This window comes from Robertmurraya kyonggiensis (assembly GCF_005116465.1).
GTDB lineage: Bacteria > Bacillota > Bacilli > Bacillales > Cytobacillaceae > Robertmurraya > Robertmurraya kyonggiensis.
Map to the genome: position 1 here is coordinate 25,540 of NZ_SWBM01000006.1, position 17,043 is coordinate 42,582.

19 protein-coding genes are annotated in these 17,043 nt (G+C 34.2%); 13 read left to right on the forward strand and 6 right to left on the reverse strand.

Translation table 11 applies throughout. The annotated features are described in order from the left end of the window. Positions 1-369 precede the first annotated feature (369 nt). Entirely contained in the window at positions 370-693 is a 324-nt protein-coding gene (locus tag FA727_RS19155) for an AbrB/MazE/SpoVT family DNA-binding domain-containing protein (RefSeq protein WP_158318918.1), read from the reverse strand. A 312-nt stretch (positions 694-1,005) separates the two neighbouring features. On the opposite strand from FA727_RS19155, the gene FA727_RS19160 reads away from it, so the two are divergent. Beyond that, complete coding sequence (locus tag FA727_RS19160; protein WP_136833153.1) at positions 1,006-1,740, forward strand: urease accessory protein UreH domain-containing protein; 735 nt, start codon at positions 1,006-1,008, stop codon at positions 1,738-1,740. A gap of 132 nt (positions 1,741-1,872) precedes the next feature. On the opposite strand, the gene FA727_RS19165 is transcribed toward FA727_RS19160, so the two are convergent. Then, the gene (locus FA727_RS19165; protein ID WP_136833154.1) at positions 1,873-3,120 is read right to left on the reverse strand and encodes a type II restriction enzyme NmeDI-related protein; all 1,248 of its coding nucleotides are present in this window, start codon (positions 3,118-3,120) and stop codon (positions 1,873-1,875) included. A 233-nt stretch (positions 3,121-3,353) separates the two neighbouring features. Between FA727_RS19165 and FA727_RS19170 the strand changes: the two genes are divergently transcribed. From FA727_RS19170 to FA727_RS19220, 12 genes are all read left to right on the forward strand, one after another. Next, a complete protein-coding gene (locus FA727_RS19170) occupies positions 3,354-3,983 on the forward strand; it encodes an NAD(P)/FAD-dependent oxidoreductase (RefSeq protein ID WP_136833155.1) in 630 nt (209 codons plus the stop codon). A gap of 167 nt (positions 3,984-4,150) precedes the next feature. After that, positions 4,151-4,786 (forward strand): YdhK family protein, encoded by a 636-nt coding sequence (locus tag FA727_RS19175; protein WP_136833156.1) that lies wholly within the window; start codon positions 4,151-4,153, stop codon positions 4,784-4,786. A gap of 214 nt (positions 4,787-5,000) precedes the next feature. Then, positions 5,001-5,201 carry a DUF2933 domain-containing protein gene (locus FA727_RS19180; RefSeq protein ID WP_136833157.1) on the forward strand — a complete coding sequence of 67 codons (201 nt, stop codon included), beginning with the start codon at positions 5,001-5,003 and terminating at the stop codon, positions 5,199-5,201. Between the two features lie 163 nt (positions 5,202-5,364). Further along, positions 5,365-5,706: a metal-sensitive transcriptional regulator gene (locus FA727_RS19185; RefSeq protein WP_136833158.1), complete on the forward strand. Its 342-nt coding sequence runs from the start codon at positions 5,365-5,367 to the stop codon at positions 5,704-5,706. Positions 5,707-5,721: 15 nt separating this feature from the next. Then, a complete protein-coding gene (copZ, locus tag FA727_RS19190) occupies positions 5,722-5,928 on the forward strand; it encodes a copper chaperone CopZ (protein WP_136833159.1) in 207 nt (68 codons plus the stop codon). 80 nt (positions 5,929-6,008) lie between these two features. Then, the gene (locus FA727_RS19195; protein WP_136833160.1) at positions 6,009-8,423 is read left to right on the forward strand and encodes a heavy metal translocating P-type ATPase; all 2,415 of its coding nucleotides are present in this window, start codon (positions 6,009-6,011) and stop codon (positions 8,421-8,423) included. A gap of 13 nt (positions 8,424-8,436) precedes the next feature. After that, the gene (locus FA727_RS24990) at positions 8,437-8,565 is read left to right on the forward strand and encodes a hypothetical protein (protein ID WP_281280924.1); all 129 of its coding nucleotides are present in this window, start codon (positions 8,437-8,439) and stop codon (positions 8,563-8,565) included. A 351-nt stretch (positions 8,566-8,916) separates the two neighbouring features. Continuing rightward, positions 8,917-9,549, forward strand: a complete 633-nt coding sequence (locus FA727_RS19200; protein ID WP_136833161.1) for a class I SAM-dependent methyltransferase — start codon at positions 8,917-8,919, stop codon at positions 9,547-9,549. A gap of 74 nt (positions 9,550-9,623) precedes the next feature. Beyond that, positions 9,624-10,562 (forward strand): F510_1955 family glycosylhydrolase, encoded by a 939-nt coding sequence (locus tag FA727_RS19205; RefSeq protein WP_136833162.1) that lies wholly within the window; start codon positions 9,624-9,626, stop codon positions 10,560-10,562. A 258-nt stretch (positions 10,563-10,820) separates the two neighbouring features. Then, the gene (locus tag FA727_RS19210; RefSeq protein ID WP_136833163.1) at positions 10,821-11,315 is read left to right on the forward strand and encodes an SRPBCC family protein; all 495 of its coding nucleotides are present in this window, start codon (positions 10,821-10,823) and stop codon (positions 11,313-11,315) included. Positions 11,316-11,656: 341 nt separating this feature from the next. Continuing rightward, positions 11,657-12,022, forward strand: a complete 366-nt coding sequence (locus FA727_RS19215) for a hypothetical protein (RefSeq protein WP_136833164.1) — start codon at positions 11,657-11,659, stop codon at positions 12,020-12,022. Between the two features lie 157 nt (positions 12,023-12,179). Continuing rightward, positions 12,180-13,388, forward strand: coding sequence for a 4Fe-4S binding protein (locus FA727_RS19220; protein ID WP_246041971.1), 1,209 nt, complete (start codon positions 12,180-12,182; stop codon positions 13,386-13,388). A 263-nt stretch (positions 13,389-13,651) separates the two neighbouring features. Here FA727_RS19220 and FA727_RS19225 read toward each other — a convergent pair whose 3' ends face one another. The 4 genes from FA727_RS19225 to FA727_RS19240 form a co-directional block, all read right to left on the reverse strand. Next, positions 13,652-13,909 carry a hypothetical protein gene (locus FA727_RS19225; protein WP_136833165.1) on the reverse strand — a complete coding sequence of 86 codons (258 nt, stop codon included), beginning with the start codon at positions 13,907-13,909 and terminating at the stop codon, positions 13,652-13,654. Between the two features lie 334 nt (positions 13,910-14,243). After that, positions 14,244-14,801, reverse strand: coding sequence for a TVP38/TMEM64 family protein (locus FA727_RS19230; protein ID WP_136833166.1), 558 nt, complete (start codon positions 14,799-14,801; stop codon positions 14,244-14,246). Positions 14,802-14,810: 9 nt separating this feature from the next. Then, positions 14,811-15,485, reverse strand: a complete 675-nt coding sequence (locus FA727_RS19235; RefSeq protein WP_136833167.1) for a response regulator transcription factor — start codon at positions 15,483-15,485, stop codon at positions 14,811-14,813. A 3-nt stretch (positions 15,486-15,488) separates the two neighbouring features. Then, positions 15,489-16,856 (reverse strand): sensor histidine kinase, encoded by a 1,368-nt coding sequence (locus FA727_RS19240; protein ID WP_136833168.1) that lies wholly within the window; start codon positions 16,854-16,856, stop codon positions 15,489-15,491. Positions 16,857-17,043: the final 187 nt, after the last annotated feature.

Genomic DNA, 17,043 nt, shown 5'->3' on the forward strand with positions numbered 1-17,043 from the left:
AAATTTATTTAACTTATTTGGTAAAAGTTCAGTCTCAGTTGATATGATTGGTTGAGAATTTGTGTTTAAGAAAAATAAACTATTTATTATTTATTTCAATAGTTTTGCTAGTCGTTAGTGTAAGCACTTGCCTGATAGGCAATTATATATCCGGTCCAAATGAGATGGATGAAGGAACTTCTAATGCAATTATGAGCTCTATTGGAACTATTTTATTTTTACTTATAACTTTTATCTTGTCTTTAGTTTCGGTATTTAACAGAACAAAGAAACGAGATAACCTTTAAGAACCATCGACTGATGGTTCATTAATGATTCAAATTTTGCGAAAATAGCGAGATAAAAATGGTTTTTATCTAAAAATACGAATTAAGCTTCACTGAAGAGTTTATCTTTTACTGGGGTAATAATAATCTTTTCATCAGATTTGTTACTCTGCACTTCTAATAAAGTATTTTGAGTGATATCTGTTAATTTACGTAGCTCCACGGGGATTGATATCTTACCATTTCGAAGTATACATTGGTTAAATGTTACATTCTCATGTTGCTTTTCAATTACTACACTTTGCTGGTATTTATAAATAAATAAATACTCACCATCCACAAGGTTTAATTCTGTACAAATCTCTTTTGGGAGATTAACTTGACCTGTTTTTGATATCTTTTTATAAAATATCATCTTTACCTCCATGAAAACTTTCATTGTTAAAATTTTGAGTGGTTTGAATCAAATAGCTAGTCATTTTTGATTTAGCGAAGATTCTTCTTCAAAAAGGATAATTTATTGTAAATATACAACGAAAATGTGAAGAAACTTTGCAGATTATCAATTTATTTACTGTATAAATAATGCTTTGTTTCTGCACACTTTTTTCATATATAAATAGTAGAATGGGAGTTATTGAGATTGTAATCACAATTGATCAAGTCCATTGGTAAAGTAAAACAAAACTTAACAACAAAGTTAAGAATCAAAGCAAATTAGAAAAAGAGGTCAAAGTAAATGTATGAAGTTTTTAGTCAAATTAGTAGTATGTTCACCCAGCCCTTTTTAAATCTAGCTAGAAACTTGGAAGGAATTCCTTTGCTATTTGCCTTTTTCCTTGGAATTGTTGGAGCTCTTGCACCATGTCAATTTACAGCAAATCTAGGTGCTGTAATGTTCTACGGAAATAAGTCAGTACAAAAACAAGTAGCTTGGGGAGAAGTTGTGTTTTTTATTATTGGAAAAATCATTGTCTTCTCCATGTTTGGGTTTATTGTATGGATGGTAGGGAGTGAGGTTAAATCAACCTTTACACTCTATTTTCCTTGGTTTAGAAAAACGGTTGGGCCGATTTTGATTATTATTGGTCTTTATATGATAGGACTTATCAAATTTACTAAGATTGTTTCTTTAGGTCGCATACCGAAGAGATTTACAAAAAAAGGGAAATTAGGAGCATTTTTAATGGGTGTAAGCTTTACACTAGGATTTTGCCCTACAATGTTTATTCTGTTTTTTGTGACATTGATGCCAATGGCTATGTCTGTTTCTTATGGTGGGATACTTCCTAGTGTATTTGCAGTTGGAACATCCTTGCCATTGATATTAGCTATATTTCTAATATGGTATTTAGGACTAAGTGGGAAACTAATGAAAAAGAAAGGTAGAAAGATTGGTTTGATTGTTCAAAAGTTGGCTGGGGGTATCATGATAATATTAGGGATTCTTGATACAATTACATATTGGGTATAGAAAATAGAATTATGATCATCAATAAGCCCCGAATGTATTCGGGGCTGTAGGTAATGAGATCAGAATGATATAATCTTTGTCCGAGAGATAACGTTTGTGAATAATTCGGTAAAAATGGCAAAGCTCTTTCTTCTAGATATTCATGGATATTTTGTCTAATACGCTTGCATCAGCACCAAATTTACACATAGCATCACAGTCACACCGAAGGTCTGAAAAGAGAATATATGAAATACTGCACATTTGATCATGCTGAAAAGATGGCCTTAGCAGCTGTGCTCTGATTTCTTTTTGCCTTTTATTAGGGGCGACTAGGTAAAACTTACAATCTTGGTCATTCATAGTGAGAGCTAAATCATATAGTCTTAGAATTCCAGAATAGATTGATGTACTTTTCTCTACTTCAAAGGCACAAATGATTTTATCGTTAGCATCTAACCATAGAACATCAATCAAGGAAATAGTGTCCTTTACCTGTATTGGAACTTCATTTAGTTTTAATTGATCAAGGGAGTATTCCCCAAGTTTCTGATTATTCCATTCGCGTTTATGGTCATTTCTAGCTACCCACACACGATATCCGAGGGAGTTTCCTAATTTAGCTAAGTGATATTGCATTTCCGTATGTTCATTATTTTCAAGTACATCATTTATTACTTCAGCATGTCTTTTACGATTTGTTTTTTCTCGTTTTTTCATTTGTTTAAGAGCAAGGTCATGATTTTCATTAATAATTAATTTTGCAGTCCCTATTTCGAAGAGAAGGCCACAGATAGCGCCTAGATCTTTTGAAAGGAAAGTGTTAAATTTTTCGTTGAAGTCCAAAATCATTTCATGCATACGAAGATACTCCTCCCAAGATCCAAGTTTAATTTTTTCATCAAAAAGAAGGTTAAATCCGTTAACAATGGCTGTATTAAATGGGGGGAATATAGTCGGATGAAGAAAATATAGAATGTTCGCAACAGCCGGCCCAAGACCCTTTATTTTTTTCTCATTTAGCTTTTTTACTTCGTTGATTAACTGTTGCTCTTTTGTACACTGAAGACAACTCTCAAGGAATCCTCCGAATGATTTTTTATTTTCCTCATTTTCATAGATATCAGGTATTCTAAGTTTTGGTTTCCAGTAAAATGCGTGAGCTGCACCTTCAAAAACTTGTTTTTGTTCCGCGATAGCTGTTACAACTACTTCCAAAGAAGAACCCTTAAAATCACTCCCGAATTCATCATTTTCAATGTCTTCTATTACTTGTTTTATTCCATTTCGTATTGTTCTAAATGCCTTTAAACGTTCATCATTATTAATAAACCATGTTTGATATACCGATTCGACATCTGAACGATATTCTCGTAACAATTGGACGAAGTAGTTGTTCATATGTACTCTCCTCATTTAACAAAATAGGTTGATATGAAAACATTTTAGTACAAAAGTTTGAAGTTTTTGTGCAGATTTCTTAACTTCTGCACTAAATCTGCACAAAAATTTAATACACTTAATATACCTATTAGGGGTATAATTTAATATGATATGTACTGAGCTTAGCTGAAAGAGAATATCTTCATAAGCAATGTATAAAGAAGGTATTAAATGAAAAGGGGGATTTACTCATGGAGAATAAAGAGACGATGGTCAAACTGGCCATAAACGGAGGTATAAAATTTGGCAGCAAATTAAGTGCCAAGCAACTTTCTGTAATAGCTGAACATATGGGGAGCGATTCCGAACTAGAATTGACCACATTCCAGCAACTCTACATTGAAATACCTGAAAGTCAGTTGGAAGATACCAAAGAAAAATTCCGAGAAGTGGGTATTTCCGTATATCCGGTTGGGAATTTTGTAAAAAGTTTAAGAACCTGCAATTTTTGTAAAGGAGAAGAAGAGGAAGGAATGCCGGTTGCGATTGAACTGAATAGGCGGATAGCAGGTAAACCAGTTCCCTTTACACTTCGCCCCGCCTATACAGGCTGTCCTGTTGGGTGTGGTGAACCATTAGTCAATGACATAGGTGTCATGAAAGTAAGGGAAAGATATGATTTATACCTTGCTGGTAAGGCAAAAGGGAAAGATGCCCAGATCGGGACGTTATTTATGGAAAAGTTGGAGTCAGAACAATTATATGAAGTCATTGATAAAATAATTGAGATATATGCGGACAAAGGTAAAAAAAGAGAACCATTTTTTAAGTTTGTTAACCGTATTGGAATCGAAATTATTAAAGAACAAGTAACTGCTTAATGGTTGATGTTTCAAATTGCAAGAAGATATTAATATTGTTATTTATTATTTGCAGTTTCGATTAGATTAAGATCTAAATTATATTAATTTTTATAGTAGAAATATGAAAATGCACAAAATCTGCATAACTTTTGGGTATACTACATCGAGAAAAGGAGGATGTAAGAATGAAACATAACAATAGAAAAAAAGGAATTCTATTTATTATGCTTGCAGCTTTACTACTAGTTCTTGGTGCATGTGCAAATAATGAGGATAACAAATCAACGAATGAAGACACAGACAATACAAGTCATGAAAATATGGATATGGGAGAATCGACTGATGATTCTGCAGAAGGTATGGAGGGGATGGAACACGATAATATGGACATGTCAAGTTCGGGTGATATTCCAGAAAGCATAAAGTCGGAAGAAAACCCAACTTACCCAGTTGGCGGCAAAGCAATCATTCAATCTGATCACATGGAAGGGATGAAAGGTGCAGAAGCAACTATTGTAGGGGCTTTTGATACAACGGCATATGCAGTTTCCTATACCCCGACCACAGGTGGAGAGAGAGTTACAAATCATAAATGGGTTATTCATGAAGAACTCATTGATGCAGGAGAAGCTCCACTTGCTCCAGGTACGGAAGTGAAGACAGATGCCTCACATATGCAAGGGATGAAAGACGCTACTGTCGAAATTGATTCAGCTGAGAAAACAACAGTCTATATGGTTGATTTCACACCAACTACTGGCGGTGAGGAAGTTAAAAATCACAAATGGGTTACAGAAAGTGAATTATCACCAGCGGAATAAAGATATATTCTTAGATATAAAGAAGAGCTTTTCCAAAAAGGAGAGCTCTTTTTATGTCTAAAGGAATTTGAAGAGAGAAGAACAAAAGGGTTACATCTTATTACATTTACGTGAATTAACTCAATTGGAGGGTGAAAATTTTAAGTACAATTAAATCTTGATAAAAACTCCATATTTTCTTTGTATGATTAAGAAAAAGATAGGAGTGATTAAAATGGAATGGCTTCAATATTTACTGTTGCTTGTATGTCCGTTGATGATGATTTTCATGATGAAGGGACATAGTCATGGGGGAGGACATAAGCATCATAATTCTTCCAATGAATTGGATTATAAAATATCTGTACTAGAAGATGAAAATAAACGGCTTCAAAAAGAAATAAGCACACTCTCTTCAATGATTAAGAAAAATTAAGTTCGCCGGATCTAATTCATGGTTTTTAACTAATTTTTCTTAGCATACTAAAATTAGAGATTCTGTTACAGCGAAAACAAAAGTAAAAAATGAATTTTTAACAAAACAACCCTTTGCATAGGGTAGGGGGGTATAGTATTATAAAAACAAGGAGGGGGATAAAATGGCAACCGAATTTGATAAAGAACCAATAACTGGGGAACATTGTACTGAAATTTCAAGTCAAAGGAAAAGCCACCATTCTGAAAAGACTAAAAAAAATCTTATAACTAGGCTAAACCGGATTGAGGGTCAAATTCGGGGTATAAAAGGATTAATTGAAAAAGATACTTACTGTGATGATGTCATTACTCAGATTTCTGCCAGTCAAGCAGCATTAAATGGTGTTGCGAAAATTCTTCTTGATACACACCTAAAAGAGTGTGTTGTAGATAGAATTCAAGAAGGAGATATGGATGTTTTGGATGAGGTTCTTATAACCGTTGATAAATTAATTAAAAAATAAAAGGAGTCGATATAAATGGAAAAAATAACTCTTAACGTACAGGGAATGTCTTGTGGACATTGTGTAAATACCATAGAAGGAAGCGTTGGAAAGCTCAATGGAGTTTCTGAAGTAAAAGTTCATTTAGAAAATGGTACTGTAGATGTAGAATTCGATTCTAACAAGGTAACATTAGATACCATTAAAGAAACAATCGATGAACAAGGTTATGATGTAGATTAATGAAACAGAAGCGCGTGCTGTTAAAGCACGTCTTCTTTTACAAAAAAATATACCCTGTATAGGTATGAGGTGTTGAAAGTATGAGTGAGAAAATTTTAGAAAACCAGTTTCAAGTAACCGGTATGACCTGTGCTGCATGTGCAACAAGAATTGAAAAAGGGTTAAGGAAAATGGATGGTGTCCAAGAGGCAAATGTAAATCTTGCACTTGAAAAAGCGATGGTGAAGTTTGACTCTAATGTCATGGGCCCTACAGATATACAGAAAAAGATAAGGGACCTAGGCTACGATGTTGTAACTGAAAAGAAAGAATTAGTTCTAACCGGAATGACTTGTGCAGCATGTGCAACAAGAATTGAAAAGGGGCTCAATAAATTAGATGGAGTTGTCCAAGCAAGTGTTAACTTAGCACTTGAGAAAGCATCAGTAGAATATAATCCTTCTGTTGTTTCTACGAAAGATATGATTCAAAAGGTAGAGGATTTAGGCTATGGAGCCATGATAAAAAGTGATGAAAATGAACTAGAAACGGTTGACCATCGCCAAAAGGAAATTGAGAAACAACAAGGGAAGTTTATCTTTTCGGCAATACTATCAGTTCCACTGCTTTGGGCAATGTTTGGACACTTTAGTTTTACCTCAAGCCTTTATGTTCCTGAAGCTCTGATGAATCCATGGGTCCAAATGGCTTTAGCGACACCTGTGCAATTTTTTATAGGTAAGCAGTTCTATGTAGGTGCTTATAAAGCACTCAAAAATAAAAGTGCCAATATGGATGTACTGGTTGCACTAGGTACCTCAGCTGCTTACTTTTACAGTGTTTACCTCGCGATTCAAACGATTGGAAGTAGTACTCATTCAGTAGGTCTGTATTTTGAAACGAGTGCGATCTTAATTACATTAATCATTCTTGGAAAACTTTTCGAAGCTAGAGCAAAAGGAAAATCATCGGAGGCAATCAAAAAATTAATGGGGTTGCAGGCTAAAACTGCTACTGTCCTTCGTGATGGAAGAGATGAGATTGTTCCGTTGGAAGAAGTGATTTCTGGAGATATCTTATTGATTAAGCCAGGAGAAAAAATTCCTGTTGATGGAGAGGTCATAGAAGGTAGCTCTGCTATTGATGAATCAATGCTAACAGGAGAAAGTGTTCCAGTGGATAAAACAATTGGAGATAAAGTTATTGGGGCTACACTTAACAAAAATGGATTTATTAAGATTAAGGCCACCAAGGTCGGAAAAGAAACAGCTTTGGCACAAATCATAAAAGTAGTAGAAGAAGCACAAGGTTCAAAAGCTCCAATTCAGCGTATGGCTGATTCTATATCAGGTATTTTTGTTCCTATTGTTGTAGGCATTGCAGTTATTACATTCTTAATTTGGTATATATGGGTAGATCCAGGAAATTTTGCTGAAGCTCTAGAGAAATTAATTGCTGTCCTAGTAATTGCTTGTCCATGTGCATTGGGGCTTGCAACACCAACGTCAATTATGGCTGGTTCTGGTCGTTCTGCTGAGTATGGAATCCTTTTTAAAGGTGGAGAGCATCTTGAAAAGACTCACAGTGTAAATACCGTCATACTAGATAAGACTGGTACGATAACAAATGGAGCACCGGTACTTACGAATGTAATAACAGAGCAAAATGAAGTGGAGTTTCTGTCTTTAGTGGGATCTGCCGAAAAACAATCTGAGCATCCTTTAGCTCAGGCAATCGTAGAAGGAATTAAAGAAAAGTCAATAGATTTAAACGATGTCACAGACTTTGAAAATATCCCCGGATATGGAATAAAAGCAGTTGTTGACGGCAAAACAGTTTTTGTTGGAACACGCCGACTTATGAAACAAAACAATGTGAATGTCGAGAATGTCTTAGCGAAAATGGAGGATCTCGAAAAACAAGGAAAAACAGCTATGTTAGTTGCTATTGATGGCTCATATGCAGGTCTGGTTGCTGTCGCGGACACAATAAAAGAAACCTCAACAGGAGCTATTAAACGTATGAAGGAAATGGGGCTACAAGTTATTATGATTACAGGTGATAATCAACAAACTGCTAATGCAATCGCTAAACAAGCTGGAGTAGACCATGTTATTGCTGAGGTGTTACCTGAAGGAAAAGCTGAAGAGGTTAAGAAACTTCAAGCAGAAGGTAAGATTGTAGCAATGGTAGGGGACGGTATCAATGATGCACCAGCACTTGCGACTGCTGATATTGGAATGGCAATTGGAACGGGCACTGATGTTGCTATGGAAGCTGCTGATATCACCTTGATTCGTGGAGATTTGAACAGTATTCCAGATTCTATCTTGATGAGTCATAAAACGATGAGAAATATTAAGCAAAACCTCTTTTGGGCTCTTGCTTATAACACGATAGGTATTCCAATCGCTGCAATTGGACTTTTAGCTCCTTGGCTTGCAGGCGCTGCAATGGCTTTTAGCTCAGTATCTGTTGTATTAAATGCCTTACGACTACAAAAAGTAAAATTATAGGGAGAGATGCAAAATGAAAAAATGGATACTTTCAGCAACTATTTATCTTCTTGTAGTGGTAGGGTCTTACTATGGAATTACAGCAGTAACTGGTCCATCCGAAGATCCTACTCATTCTAATATGGAACAACATGATAATTAATTTTTTGAAATAAAGATAACGAAGAAAAGATTTATTTAGTTGGAATGACCTTTATTGAAAATGGAGGTCATTTTTATTTGAAATATTCGAGTTGGGTCTTTACTCTTATGACATACCTCCATCTGCATAAAATTTTCACATTTATCTTTTAAAATTGTTCTGGAATAGATTACTAACATGGGGTATGGAATAAATAATTAAAAGGCAAAAGAAGAAATTATGATGTCCTGATAAAAGAATAAATGGTCTTAAAAAATAATCTTCATTGTCCTATTAATTATTCAATCGCTTGTACAGAGCCTTTTAAATTAAAACCAGATAAAAAATGTTAGGTTAGGTGGGATCCAAAAAATGAATACAAGTGAAGAAATTAAAAAGCGCTATAATCGTATTTCTGGTATTTATGAAATGATGGATAGAATGATAAAAGAAAAATGGAGAGTAGATTTACTTTCACAGGTATCTGGTGAAGTACTTGAAGTTGGAATTGGGACAGGAGTAAATCTACAATATTATTCAAATCAAATTACTTCACTTACTGGAATCGATTTTAGTAGGGGAATGCTTGAGCATGCTAAAGATAAGGTAATAAGTGGGGGTTTCGAATTTCCCACTGAACTGAGGGAAGCGGATATTCAGGATTTACCCTTTCCAGATGATAGTTTTGATTCGATAGTATCTACCTGTGTATTTTGCTCAGTACCAGATCCTATAAAGGGACTGATGGAATTAAGGAGAGTGTGTAAACCAACTGGCCAAATCTATATGTTAGAACATATGAGAAGTGATAAAGAACTAATAGGATTGGTAATGGATGTTCTAAATCCACTGACTGTAAGGTTATGGGGAGCAAATGTAAATAGGGATACGATAGGAAATATAGAGAGAGCAGATCTTAAAATAGATAAACACATATTATTAATGAGTTCTATCTTTAGAGAGTTAACCTTAAGCCCGGATAAGAAAATTATAGAAACTCCATAAAATCTGCATAGTTTTTGACTAAACTTATTTTGTTAGTAAAAAAGCGATGTCAGCCAATCTAGAAGGAGAATGAAATGAAGAAAATAAAAATACTTACTGGAATCTTAGTAGCAGGATTATCCTTGTCAGCGTGTAGTTCGGATGATGATAGCGCAGAGAATAAGAAAGTTGATAGTGACTATAAAGTAGAACATGTCCACGGTCTTGCATATACGAAGGATAATGCGATATATCTTGCTTCTCATGAAGGGTTAATTCAAACAAAGGATAATGGAGAAAATTGGTCCTTTACAGGTGATGTGGATTTTGACTTCATGGGATTTCATGTACAATCCGACGGTACTATGTTAACAAGCGGTCATCCTGGGCCTGAGTCCGATCTTCCAGACCCTTTAGGATTAATGGAAAGCAACGATAATGGTCAGAATTGGGAATCAAAATCATTACTTGGAGAGGTTGATTTCCATGTTTTAACTTCAAATCATTCAAACCCAAATCTATTATTTGGAGTCATTCAGATGGAAAGTGATAAATATGAAGCAGGAATTTATAAAAGTATAGATAAGGGAAGTAGCTGGGAGAAAATAAAAGCAACAGGGTTACCTAAAGATTTACATGGAATCTATACTTTAGTCTCTCTACCAAGTGATGAAAATGTATTGCTTGCAGGAACGAATGAAGGTGTATTGCGTTCCGAGAATGGAGGACAAAATTGGGAAAACGTTGATAATTCGCGTTTAATTACTTCTATAAGTACTATTCCAGGTACGAATGATTTAATAAGCTATTCTATTTTAGAGAATGAAGCTGGAGTTATGATTAGCAAAGATTATGGGGCTTCTTGGAAGAATATAGGTCTGTACCTTGAAGAAGATGCTGTAGCTTATTTTGCTATTAATCCAGAGGATACAGAAAAAATTGCGGTAGTAACGTTTGAAAATAGTCTTCTCATTAGTGAAGACGGAGGACAAAATTGGGAAACATTAATGGATAAAGGAACTTTGAAAAATTAACTAAATTGGACCTAGAACATCTAACTAATTCTCCTAAATATAGTCTCTATTAAAAATTATTGTTGATAAAGGTGTAAAAATTAAAGGAAATTCTTATAAATAGGGTTTCCTTTATACTTGTTCAACTAACGCAACTCATTACTTTAAGTTCAACCCTTCACAATCTTTCTTCTGAAAAGATAAATCAGAAAATTCTTTATTCTATTTACTATTAATGGTATTCTACAAATGAAAATATTTACAAAAGGAGGATTTGTTTTGACAACCACTACAAATGATAGAACCATTATTAATGAAGTTACAATTATTGCCCCTTTACTTTTAGTTTGGTACGCTTGGACAATATCTGAACGGGTTTCAGAATGGTTCGCACCTGAAACAGTCATAGAAGCTATAGAAGGTGGGGCTTATGAACTTTATTTTATTCCTGGGAATAAAACTGGAATGAATACGAAAGGGTGCAAGATTGTTAAAATGGTTGACGAAAAAGAATTACGATTCACTTGGAAAGGCCCAGATCAATTTGAATCTATAATGAATATTGAAAATGAATTAACTACCGTAAATGTTAGTTTTGAACCAGTTGATACCAAAACTACAAAAGTTATTATTGAACATACAGGATTTAAAGAAGATGATAATTGGAAAGAAGCATTTGAATGGCATCAAATGGCTTGGTCAGGTGTTCTAAGTAGCTTAAAGTCTGCTCTTGAAAAAGGTGAAGGCAGTTTATGTTGCCAACCTGTAAAATAAAATAAACTACACAAAGCCATCTATTGTTTCGAATTTAATAGATGGTTTTAATATTTCGGTTCTTACTTTGGATAAATCTAAATTTAATTAAATTGCATAATAAACAGGATCAATTAGCAACATTTACCTTTAACAGAGCCTAAATAATAAATAGATTCGCTTTCTTTGAATCATCAAAAAAACTATCTCTTATGAGGTAGTTTTTTGATTTTTGTATAGTGACTTTATTCACAGGGCAGTCATAAACATTCCTTAATTTCCCCATGGTTTCTGCAAAATTATCATTTATATTTATGGAGTTCTCATAATTACTACGTTAACAAACAAGGTGGTGATACAGGTTGAAATTAAGAGTATTTGTTGTGACTGCTTTATTGTTATATCCTGCGTCCTATGCTATAGCAGACGAGGGGCATGACGACACAAAAGAAATAACTGAGGATATTGAAATGTTTAAAGATGGTGAGGTAAGTGGAGATGGTACCCATAATGAACACAACATGACACCTGATGAACATAGCGATATGAATGGGATAGAAAGTTCTGATCATAAAGATGCTACTTCAGAAGGCGGACATGGGCATGGAACAGAGGTGATTGTAGAAACTCCTCCTAACTATACTGTTTTAAGTATATTTGGAGCAATTAATCTTTCGTTTCTTGCCTTTGGATTATGGAATAAAAGAATAAGGAAGAGGGTGGTATAAATTGGCGATGCCTAGAAAAGAAGTTAGGAATACCAAGAGACCTTTCAATTTTTTAGATATACCAATTATTAAGAAGTTTGTTAAGAGTAGATGGTATCCTGGCATTTTCCAATGGATAGCATTTATAGTGTTTTCCATAATCGTATATGAATTGGTAATGGGTACAGTTAATCCAAGTAGAAATTTTGGAACTTCTATGACTTGGGTGTTGTGGTGGCCAATTATTCCAGTACTTTTTATTGTTGCCGGAAGATTTTGGTGTGCCGTATGTCCTTTTGGAAAATTAAGTGACCTTGTTAGAAAGTTTGCGGGCAGCGAAAAACCAACACCTAAGTTTCTAAAAAAGTATGGTATTTGGCTAATCGACCTATTCTTTATCATGATTACCTGGAGTGATCATGTATGGGGGATTGTTGAATCACCAAGAGGTTCCGGATATTTATTACTGGTTTTAGTAACTATGGTTGTAATTACTTCGGTTTTTTACGAAAGAAGAACTTTTTGTAAAAATCTTTGCTTCCTTGGAGGACTTGCAGGGAACTATTCACGTTCTGGCATGTTGGAATTATGTGGAACACCAGATATATGCAAAACATGTAAGACTCAATCTTGTTTTAAAGGTAGTGAAAATGCAGAAGGCTGTCCAATGTTTCAATTTGTTAGAACGATGGATTCAAGTGCTGAATGTAATTTGTGCGGAAATTGTGTTAAATCCTGCCCTAATAATTCAATTAGAATATCTCCTCGTGTTCCAACTCAGGAATTATGGGGAATAAAGAAACCGAAATTGGAACATGCATCACTTGCAGCTGTCATTATGGGAATTGTATTTGTACAAAACATTACCATGTTAGAAATTTGGGAAGATATATTAGGAGTAATCGGCTCGTTTACAGGAACAACAAATTACACGGTAAACTTTTCCGTTGCATTTGTAATCTCGATGATTCTACCTATTCTTTTGTTATTAGGTACAGCTAAAGTTGCTACTTTGCTAAAAGGCAATGAGGAGAAGGTTAAAGAGAATTTTGTTCGCTTTGGATACGCTATTATTCCTTTGGATTTAGCTGGACACTTAGCACACAATTTATTTCATATTATTACTGAAGGAAAAGCAATTTGGTTTAATACAGTTGGACTATTTGGGATTAATATGAGTGGTGATTTGTCTTTATTATCAGGTTCATCTGTCCAATGGATTCAATACGCAATCGTATTTCTTGGCTTTGTTGGCTCTATGTATACAGTCTATCGGATTGGTAATAAAGGTCCTCTTAAGCAGTTAGCTCCATATTATTTCTTTATGTTGCTTTTGACTCTGGCTAATATATATTTATTCTCATTGCCAATGGTACATAGAGTTTAACGCGTGCAAAAAATAGTTGAGAATTATCAACTCTATCTTATAATAGAAGATTAAACTGTTAATATTGGTGCTCATTTAAAGAAAAAGTAAATGAATGGTATAACTAGAAAGGGTTGTTGGTAATATGTCAACTCTTTCTTTATTTTCATGTTCTACATTAAATAATGTAATAGAAAAGGTACTGAGAGCTGTTCATGACTGCTAATAAATCTACAGTCGAAAACTCCAGTACCTCTTGTGTCTTAATAAATACAATAGTTAAATCAAAAATCATTCATCATATTGCTGCTGCTATTATTATCGTGATGATTTTGCATCATACCGCCATCTCCATGGCATGCATCAAACATTTCTTTTTGCTCCTTTTCAGTTAAATCAGGGTGCATTTTTTCAATTTGGGGTTGCATTTGTTCAAATTTACTTACTCCATCCCCTTCTTCGTTCGTTTGGGCAAAAGCAAAAGTACCGGCACCTAAAATTAATCCTCCTGTTAGAATTCCTACAAGTATTTTCTTTTTCATGTCACCTTCATCTCCTTTCTTACCTTAATCATATCGATCAACTGTGGAGTTATTATGGAGAAAATATGAGCAAGTTGTGAATAATTCTTTGTATCCTCTTTTAACATCTCCATAAAAAATAGTGGGTTCAAACAGATTATTTTCTTGAGCTGATCTTCATTAGTTTGAACAGTAACCTGCACAGAAGGTGTTGAAAACCTCATCTCAAAAGGGGAGGGGAAGCTTGAGTGGGAAACCAAACAATAGAAGATGGCTCAATATAAAAATGCTCAGAACATATCTGAGCATTTTGCTCATAATAGAGATTATAATTGTCTGTAAAATTAATTGATGTCTACGATTTCCTATTGGAGGATTTTTTCAAAATTATATAGGTGAAAATCATCAACAATACCATTACTGCTATTAATATTTGTAATTCTGTACCAAAATTAAGAATATACACAACTGAATATGCTTCAATTATTAGAGCAGGAATTTTTCCTAACGTACTAGCCATAAAAAAAGAAATGGTACCTATTTTGCTTACAGCTGCCGTAAGAGTAACAGTTCCAGATGGTACAAATGGTAGTACTCTTAATAAGATAACAATGAAAAATGCTTGAATCCCATTAAAATCTTTTAACCTAAACAAAAATTTTTTTTCGATCTTATTAAATTGTGAGTTTCTTGATAACTTAAGAATTCCCCTTCTATAAAGGGAGAAGCTAATAAGTGCACCAGCAGCTTCCCCTAGAATTAATATTACTATTCCTATTTTTAAACCAAGAATACTAACCGTTCCGATTGTAATAAATGTACTGGGTATTATCCCAGTGATTGCAACAGCAATATTAAGAAGGATACTCAATAAGCTAGCTAGAAGTGGACTATTTGGAAATAGCTCTGTCATATCAATAGGTTATTCCTTGCTAGTCCATTTATAGCCAACGCCCCAGACAGTTTGTAAATAGTCCTCTGCAGGGAACCCCTTTTTTCGAAGTTTATCACGTAAATTTCTAACATGTGAGTCAATGGTGCGATCTTCAGTTGCGACTTCATAGCCCCAAATGTTTGTAATTAAGTGTTCTCTCGTAAACACTTTGTTTGGATGGTTAAGAAAGAGATTCATAAGGGCAAATTCCTTACGTGTTAATGAGATTTCTTGATCTTTATATTGAAGTTGATGGGAATCATTATCTAGAACTAACCCATCAAAAAAAAATTTGTCTACTTTACTTGTTTGCCTTCTTAATACAGCTTCAATTCTAGCAATTAGTTCTTCTTCATCAAAAGGTTTTGAAATATAATCGTCTGCTCCAGATTGCAATCCTTTTACGATATCCGTCTTTTCACTCATAGCGGTTAGCATAATGATAGGGGTATCCCAGTGCTTTCGGATTTCCTGACATACTTGCCAACCATCCATTTCTGGCATCATAACATCCAGTAAAATAAGATCTACTGAGTGGGTACCCAAATACCGGATTGCATCTAAAGGAGATTCCTTTTTTATACAATTATATTTTGGGGATAAATACAAAGACAACAAATCAAGCATTATTGGTTCATCATCAATTAGTAAAATTGATCTCATCATTTACTCTCCTCTAAAGATTAATTCAAACTTAGACCCGACATTTTCTTTACTTGTAACGGTAATTTTACCTTCATGTGCATAGACGAGCTCTTGAACAATGGCTAGACCAAGCCCGGCTCCCCCAGTAGACCTTGTTCTTGCTTTATCAACACGATAGAAACGATTGAAAATGAAAGGAATATCTTTTTCGGGTATACCTCTACCGTTGTCTTCAATAGTAATGTGGAATGAGTTCTTATATTTCCAAGCCTTTACAATAACATTTGAACCTTCTGAAGAATACTTCATTGCATTATCTAAAAGATTTAACAAGATTTGTTCAAGTTTCAAAGGGTCTGCCTTTAAGAATAAATTAGCTTCACACTCCTGTTTGAAATCGATATTTTTTTCAAGAAATGCTGGAGATAACTTTTGCTCAATTTTCGTTAAAAAAAGACTTAAATCTATATTTTCTTTATGAATGACAAAGGAATTTTGATCCATTTTAGCTAGTTCGAATAATTCTTTGATTAGTAAGGATAAGCGGTTTGATTCATCTGAAATTATGTTAAGATATTTTCTTTTATCCTTATCAGATAGATTCCTTTTAGTCACAATATCTGTATATCCCTTGATATAGGTTAAAGGTGTTCGTAACTCATGTGAGATACTCGCCAAAAATTCACTTCTTTGCTGCTTCAAATAATTAAGCTCTGTTGCAAGTGTTTCTATTGATTTTGCCAATTCCCCTAATTCATCATCAGCCATTTTCGGTAATGAAACATTAAAATTTCCTTTACTTATCTCATTTGTTACTTCCTTCATAACTATAAGAGGTTTTGTTATTCCTTTTGAAAGAAAAATAATAATGATGAGAGTTAAGAATACAGATATCCAACCTGCAAGAAAAAAATGTTCATTTAAACTATTCATCAAGGCATGAACGGATGTTGTATTTTCAAACATGAACACATAGCCTATCACTTGGTTGTTAACCAACACAGGACTAATTGTGGAAACAAATGGTTCTTCCTTCCAATCCCCCTCTAGTACTTTCCCGTTTTTGGGGATATTCTCCGATGGTACATTTAGATACTTATTTATGGCATCAGAGAGTGTTGATGTACCCATGACTTTCCCATTTTTGTTGGTAATAACTACATCTGTTGTCGATTCTGACTCCATTAAGACAACGTGGTCTATTGTTTCTTTATCAAAGTGCTTCTCTAAAATAGCCCTATGAGAATTTCCTCTTGCTTGTAAGGATTGTAGCTCTTCTTTTACCCTTGTATCGGTTATCCCGGAATGTAAAATGAAGAACATAAAAGTCATTAGACCGAAAATGATCAAGAAAAATAGGATTCCGAGTTTTATAGAAAGTTTTTTCAATGTTTTCACCTTAATTCAATTTATATAACTTAATTTTACCTTAAAGTTGTGAAGAAATTGTGCAGGTTTTAGCGATCCAAAACCGATATTGAGTGAACCATACTAACTGCACTACATAGGGTAGTAATTTGTCATTCATATAATCAAAGACAATTTGTTACATTGATATCCTTTTAATAGGAATAAT

What these genes read in the sequence shown, in the direction of transcription:
- FA727_RS19155 (WP_158318918.1), bottom strand. Translation starts at nt 693, where the DNA reads ATGGAGGTAAAGATGATATTTTATAAAAAGATATCAAAAACAGGTCAA.
- FA727_RS19160 (WP_136833153.1), top strand. Translation starts at nt 1,006, where the DNA reads ATGTATGAAGTTTTTAGTCAAATTAGTAGTATGTTCACCCAGCCCTTT.
- FA727_RS19165 (WP_136833154.1), bottom strand. Translation starts at nt 3,120, where the DNA reads ATGAACAACTACTTCGTCCAATTGTTACGAGAATATCGTTCAGATGTC.
- FA727_RS19170 (WP_136833155.1), top strand. Translation starts at nt 3,354, where the DNA reads ATGGAGAATAAAGAGACGATGGTCAAACTGGCCATAAACGGAGGTATA.
- FA727_RS19175 (WP_136833156.1), top strand. Translation starts at nt 4,151, where the DNA reads ATGAAACATAACAATAGAAAAAAAGGAATTCTATTTATTATGCTTGCA.
- FA727_RS19180 (WP_136833157.1), top strand. Translation starts at nt 5,001, where the DNA reads ATGGAATGGCTTCAATATTTACTGTTGCTTGTATGTCCGTTGATGATG.
- FA727_RS19185 (WP_136833158.1), top strand. Translation starts at nt 5,365, where the DNA reads ATGGCAACCGAATTTGATAAAGAACCAATAACTGGGGAACATTGTACT.
- copZ (WP_136833159.1), top strand. Translation starts at nt 5,722, where the DNA reads ATGGAAAAAATAACTCTTAACGTACAGGGAATGTCTTGTGGACATTGT.
- FA727_RS19195 (WP_136833160.1), top strand. Translation starts at nt 6,009, where the DNA reads ATGAGTGAGAAAATTTTAGAAAACCAGTTTCAAGTAACCGGTATGACC.
- FA727_RS24990 (WP_281280924.1), top strand. Translation starts at nt 8,437, where the DNA reads ATGAAAAAATGGATACTTTCAGCAACTATTTATCTTCTTGTAGTGGTA.
- FA727_RS19200 (WP_136833161.1), top strand. Translation starts at nt 8,917, where the DNA reads ATGAATACAAGTGAAGAAATTAAAAAGCGCTATAATCGTATTTCTGGT.
- FA727_RS19205 (WP_136833162.1), top strand. Translation starts at nt 9,624, where the DNA reads ATGAAGAAAATAAAAATACTTACTGGAATCTTAGTAGCAGGATTATCC.
- FA727_RS19220 (WP_246041971.1), top strand. Translation starts at nt 12,180, where the DNA reads ATGGGTACAGTTAATCCAAGTAGAAATTTTGGAACTTCTATGACTTGG.
- FA727_RS19225 (WP_136833165.1), bottom strand. Translation starts at nt 13,909, where the DNA reads ATGAAAAAGAAAATACTTGTAGGAATTCTAACAGGAGGATTAATTTTA.
- FA727_RS19230 (WP_136833166.1), bottom strand. Translation starts at nt 14,801, where the DNA reads ATGACAGAGCTATTTCCAAATAGTCCACTTCTAGCTAGCTTATTGAGT.
- FA727_RS19235 (WP_136833167.1), bottom strand. Translation starts at nt 15,485, where the DNA reads ATGAGATCAATTTTACTAATTGATGATGAACCAATAATGCTTGATTTG.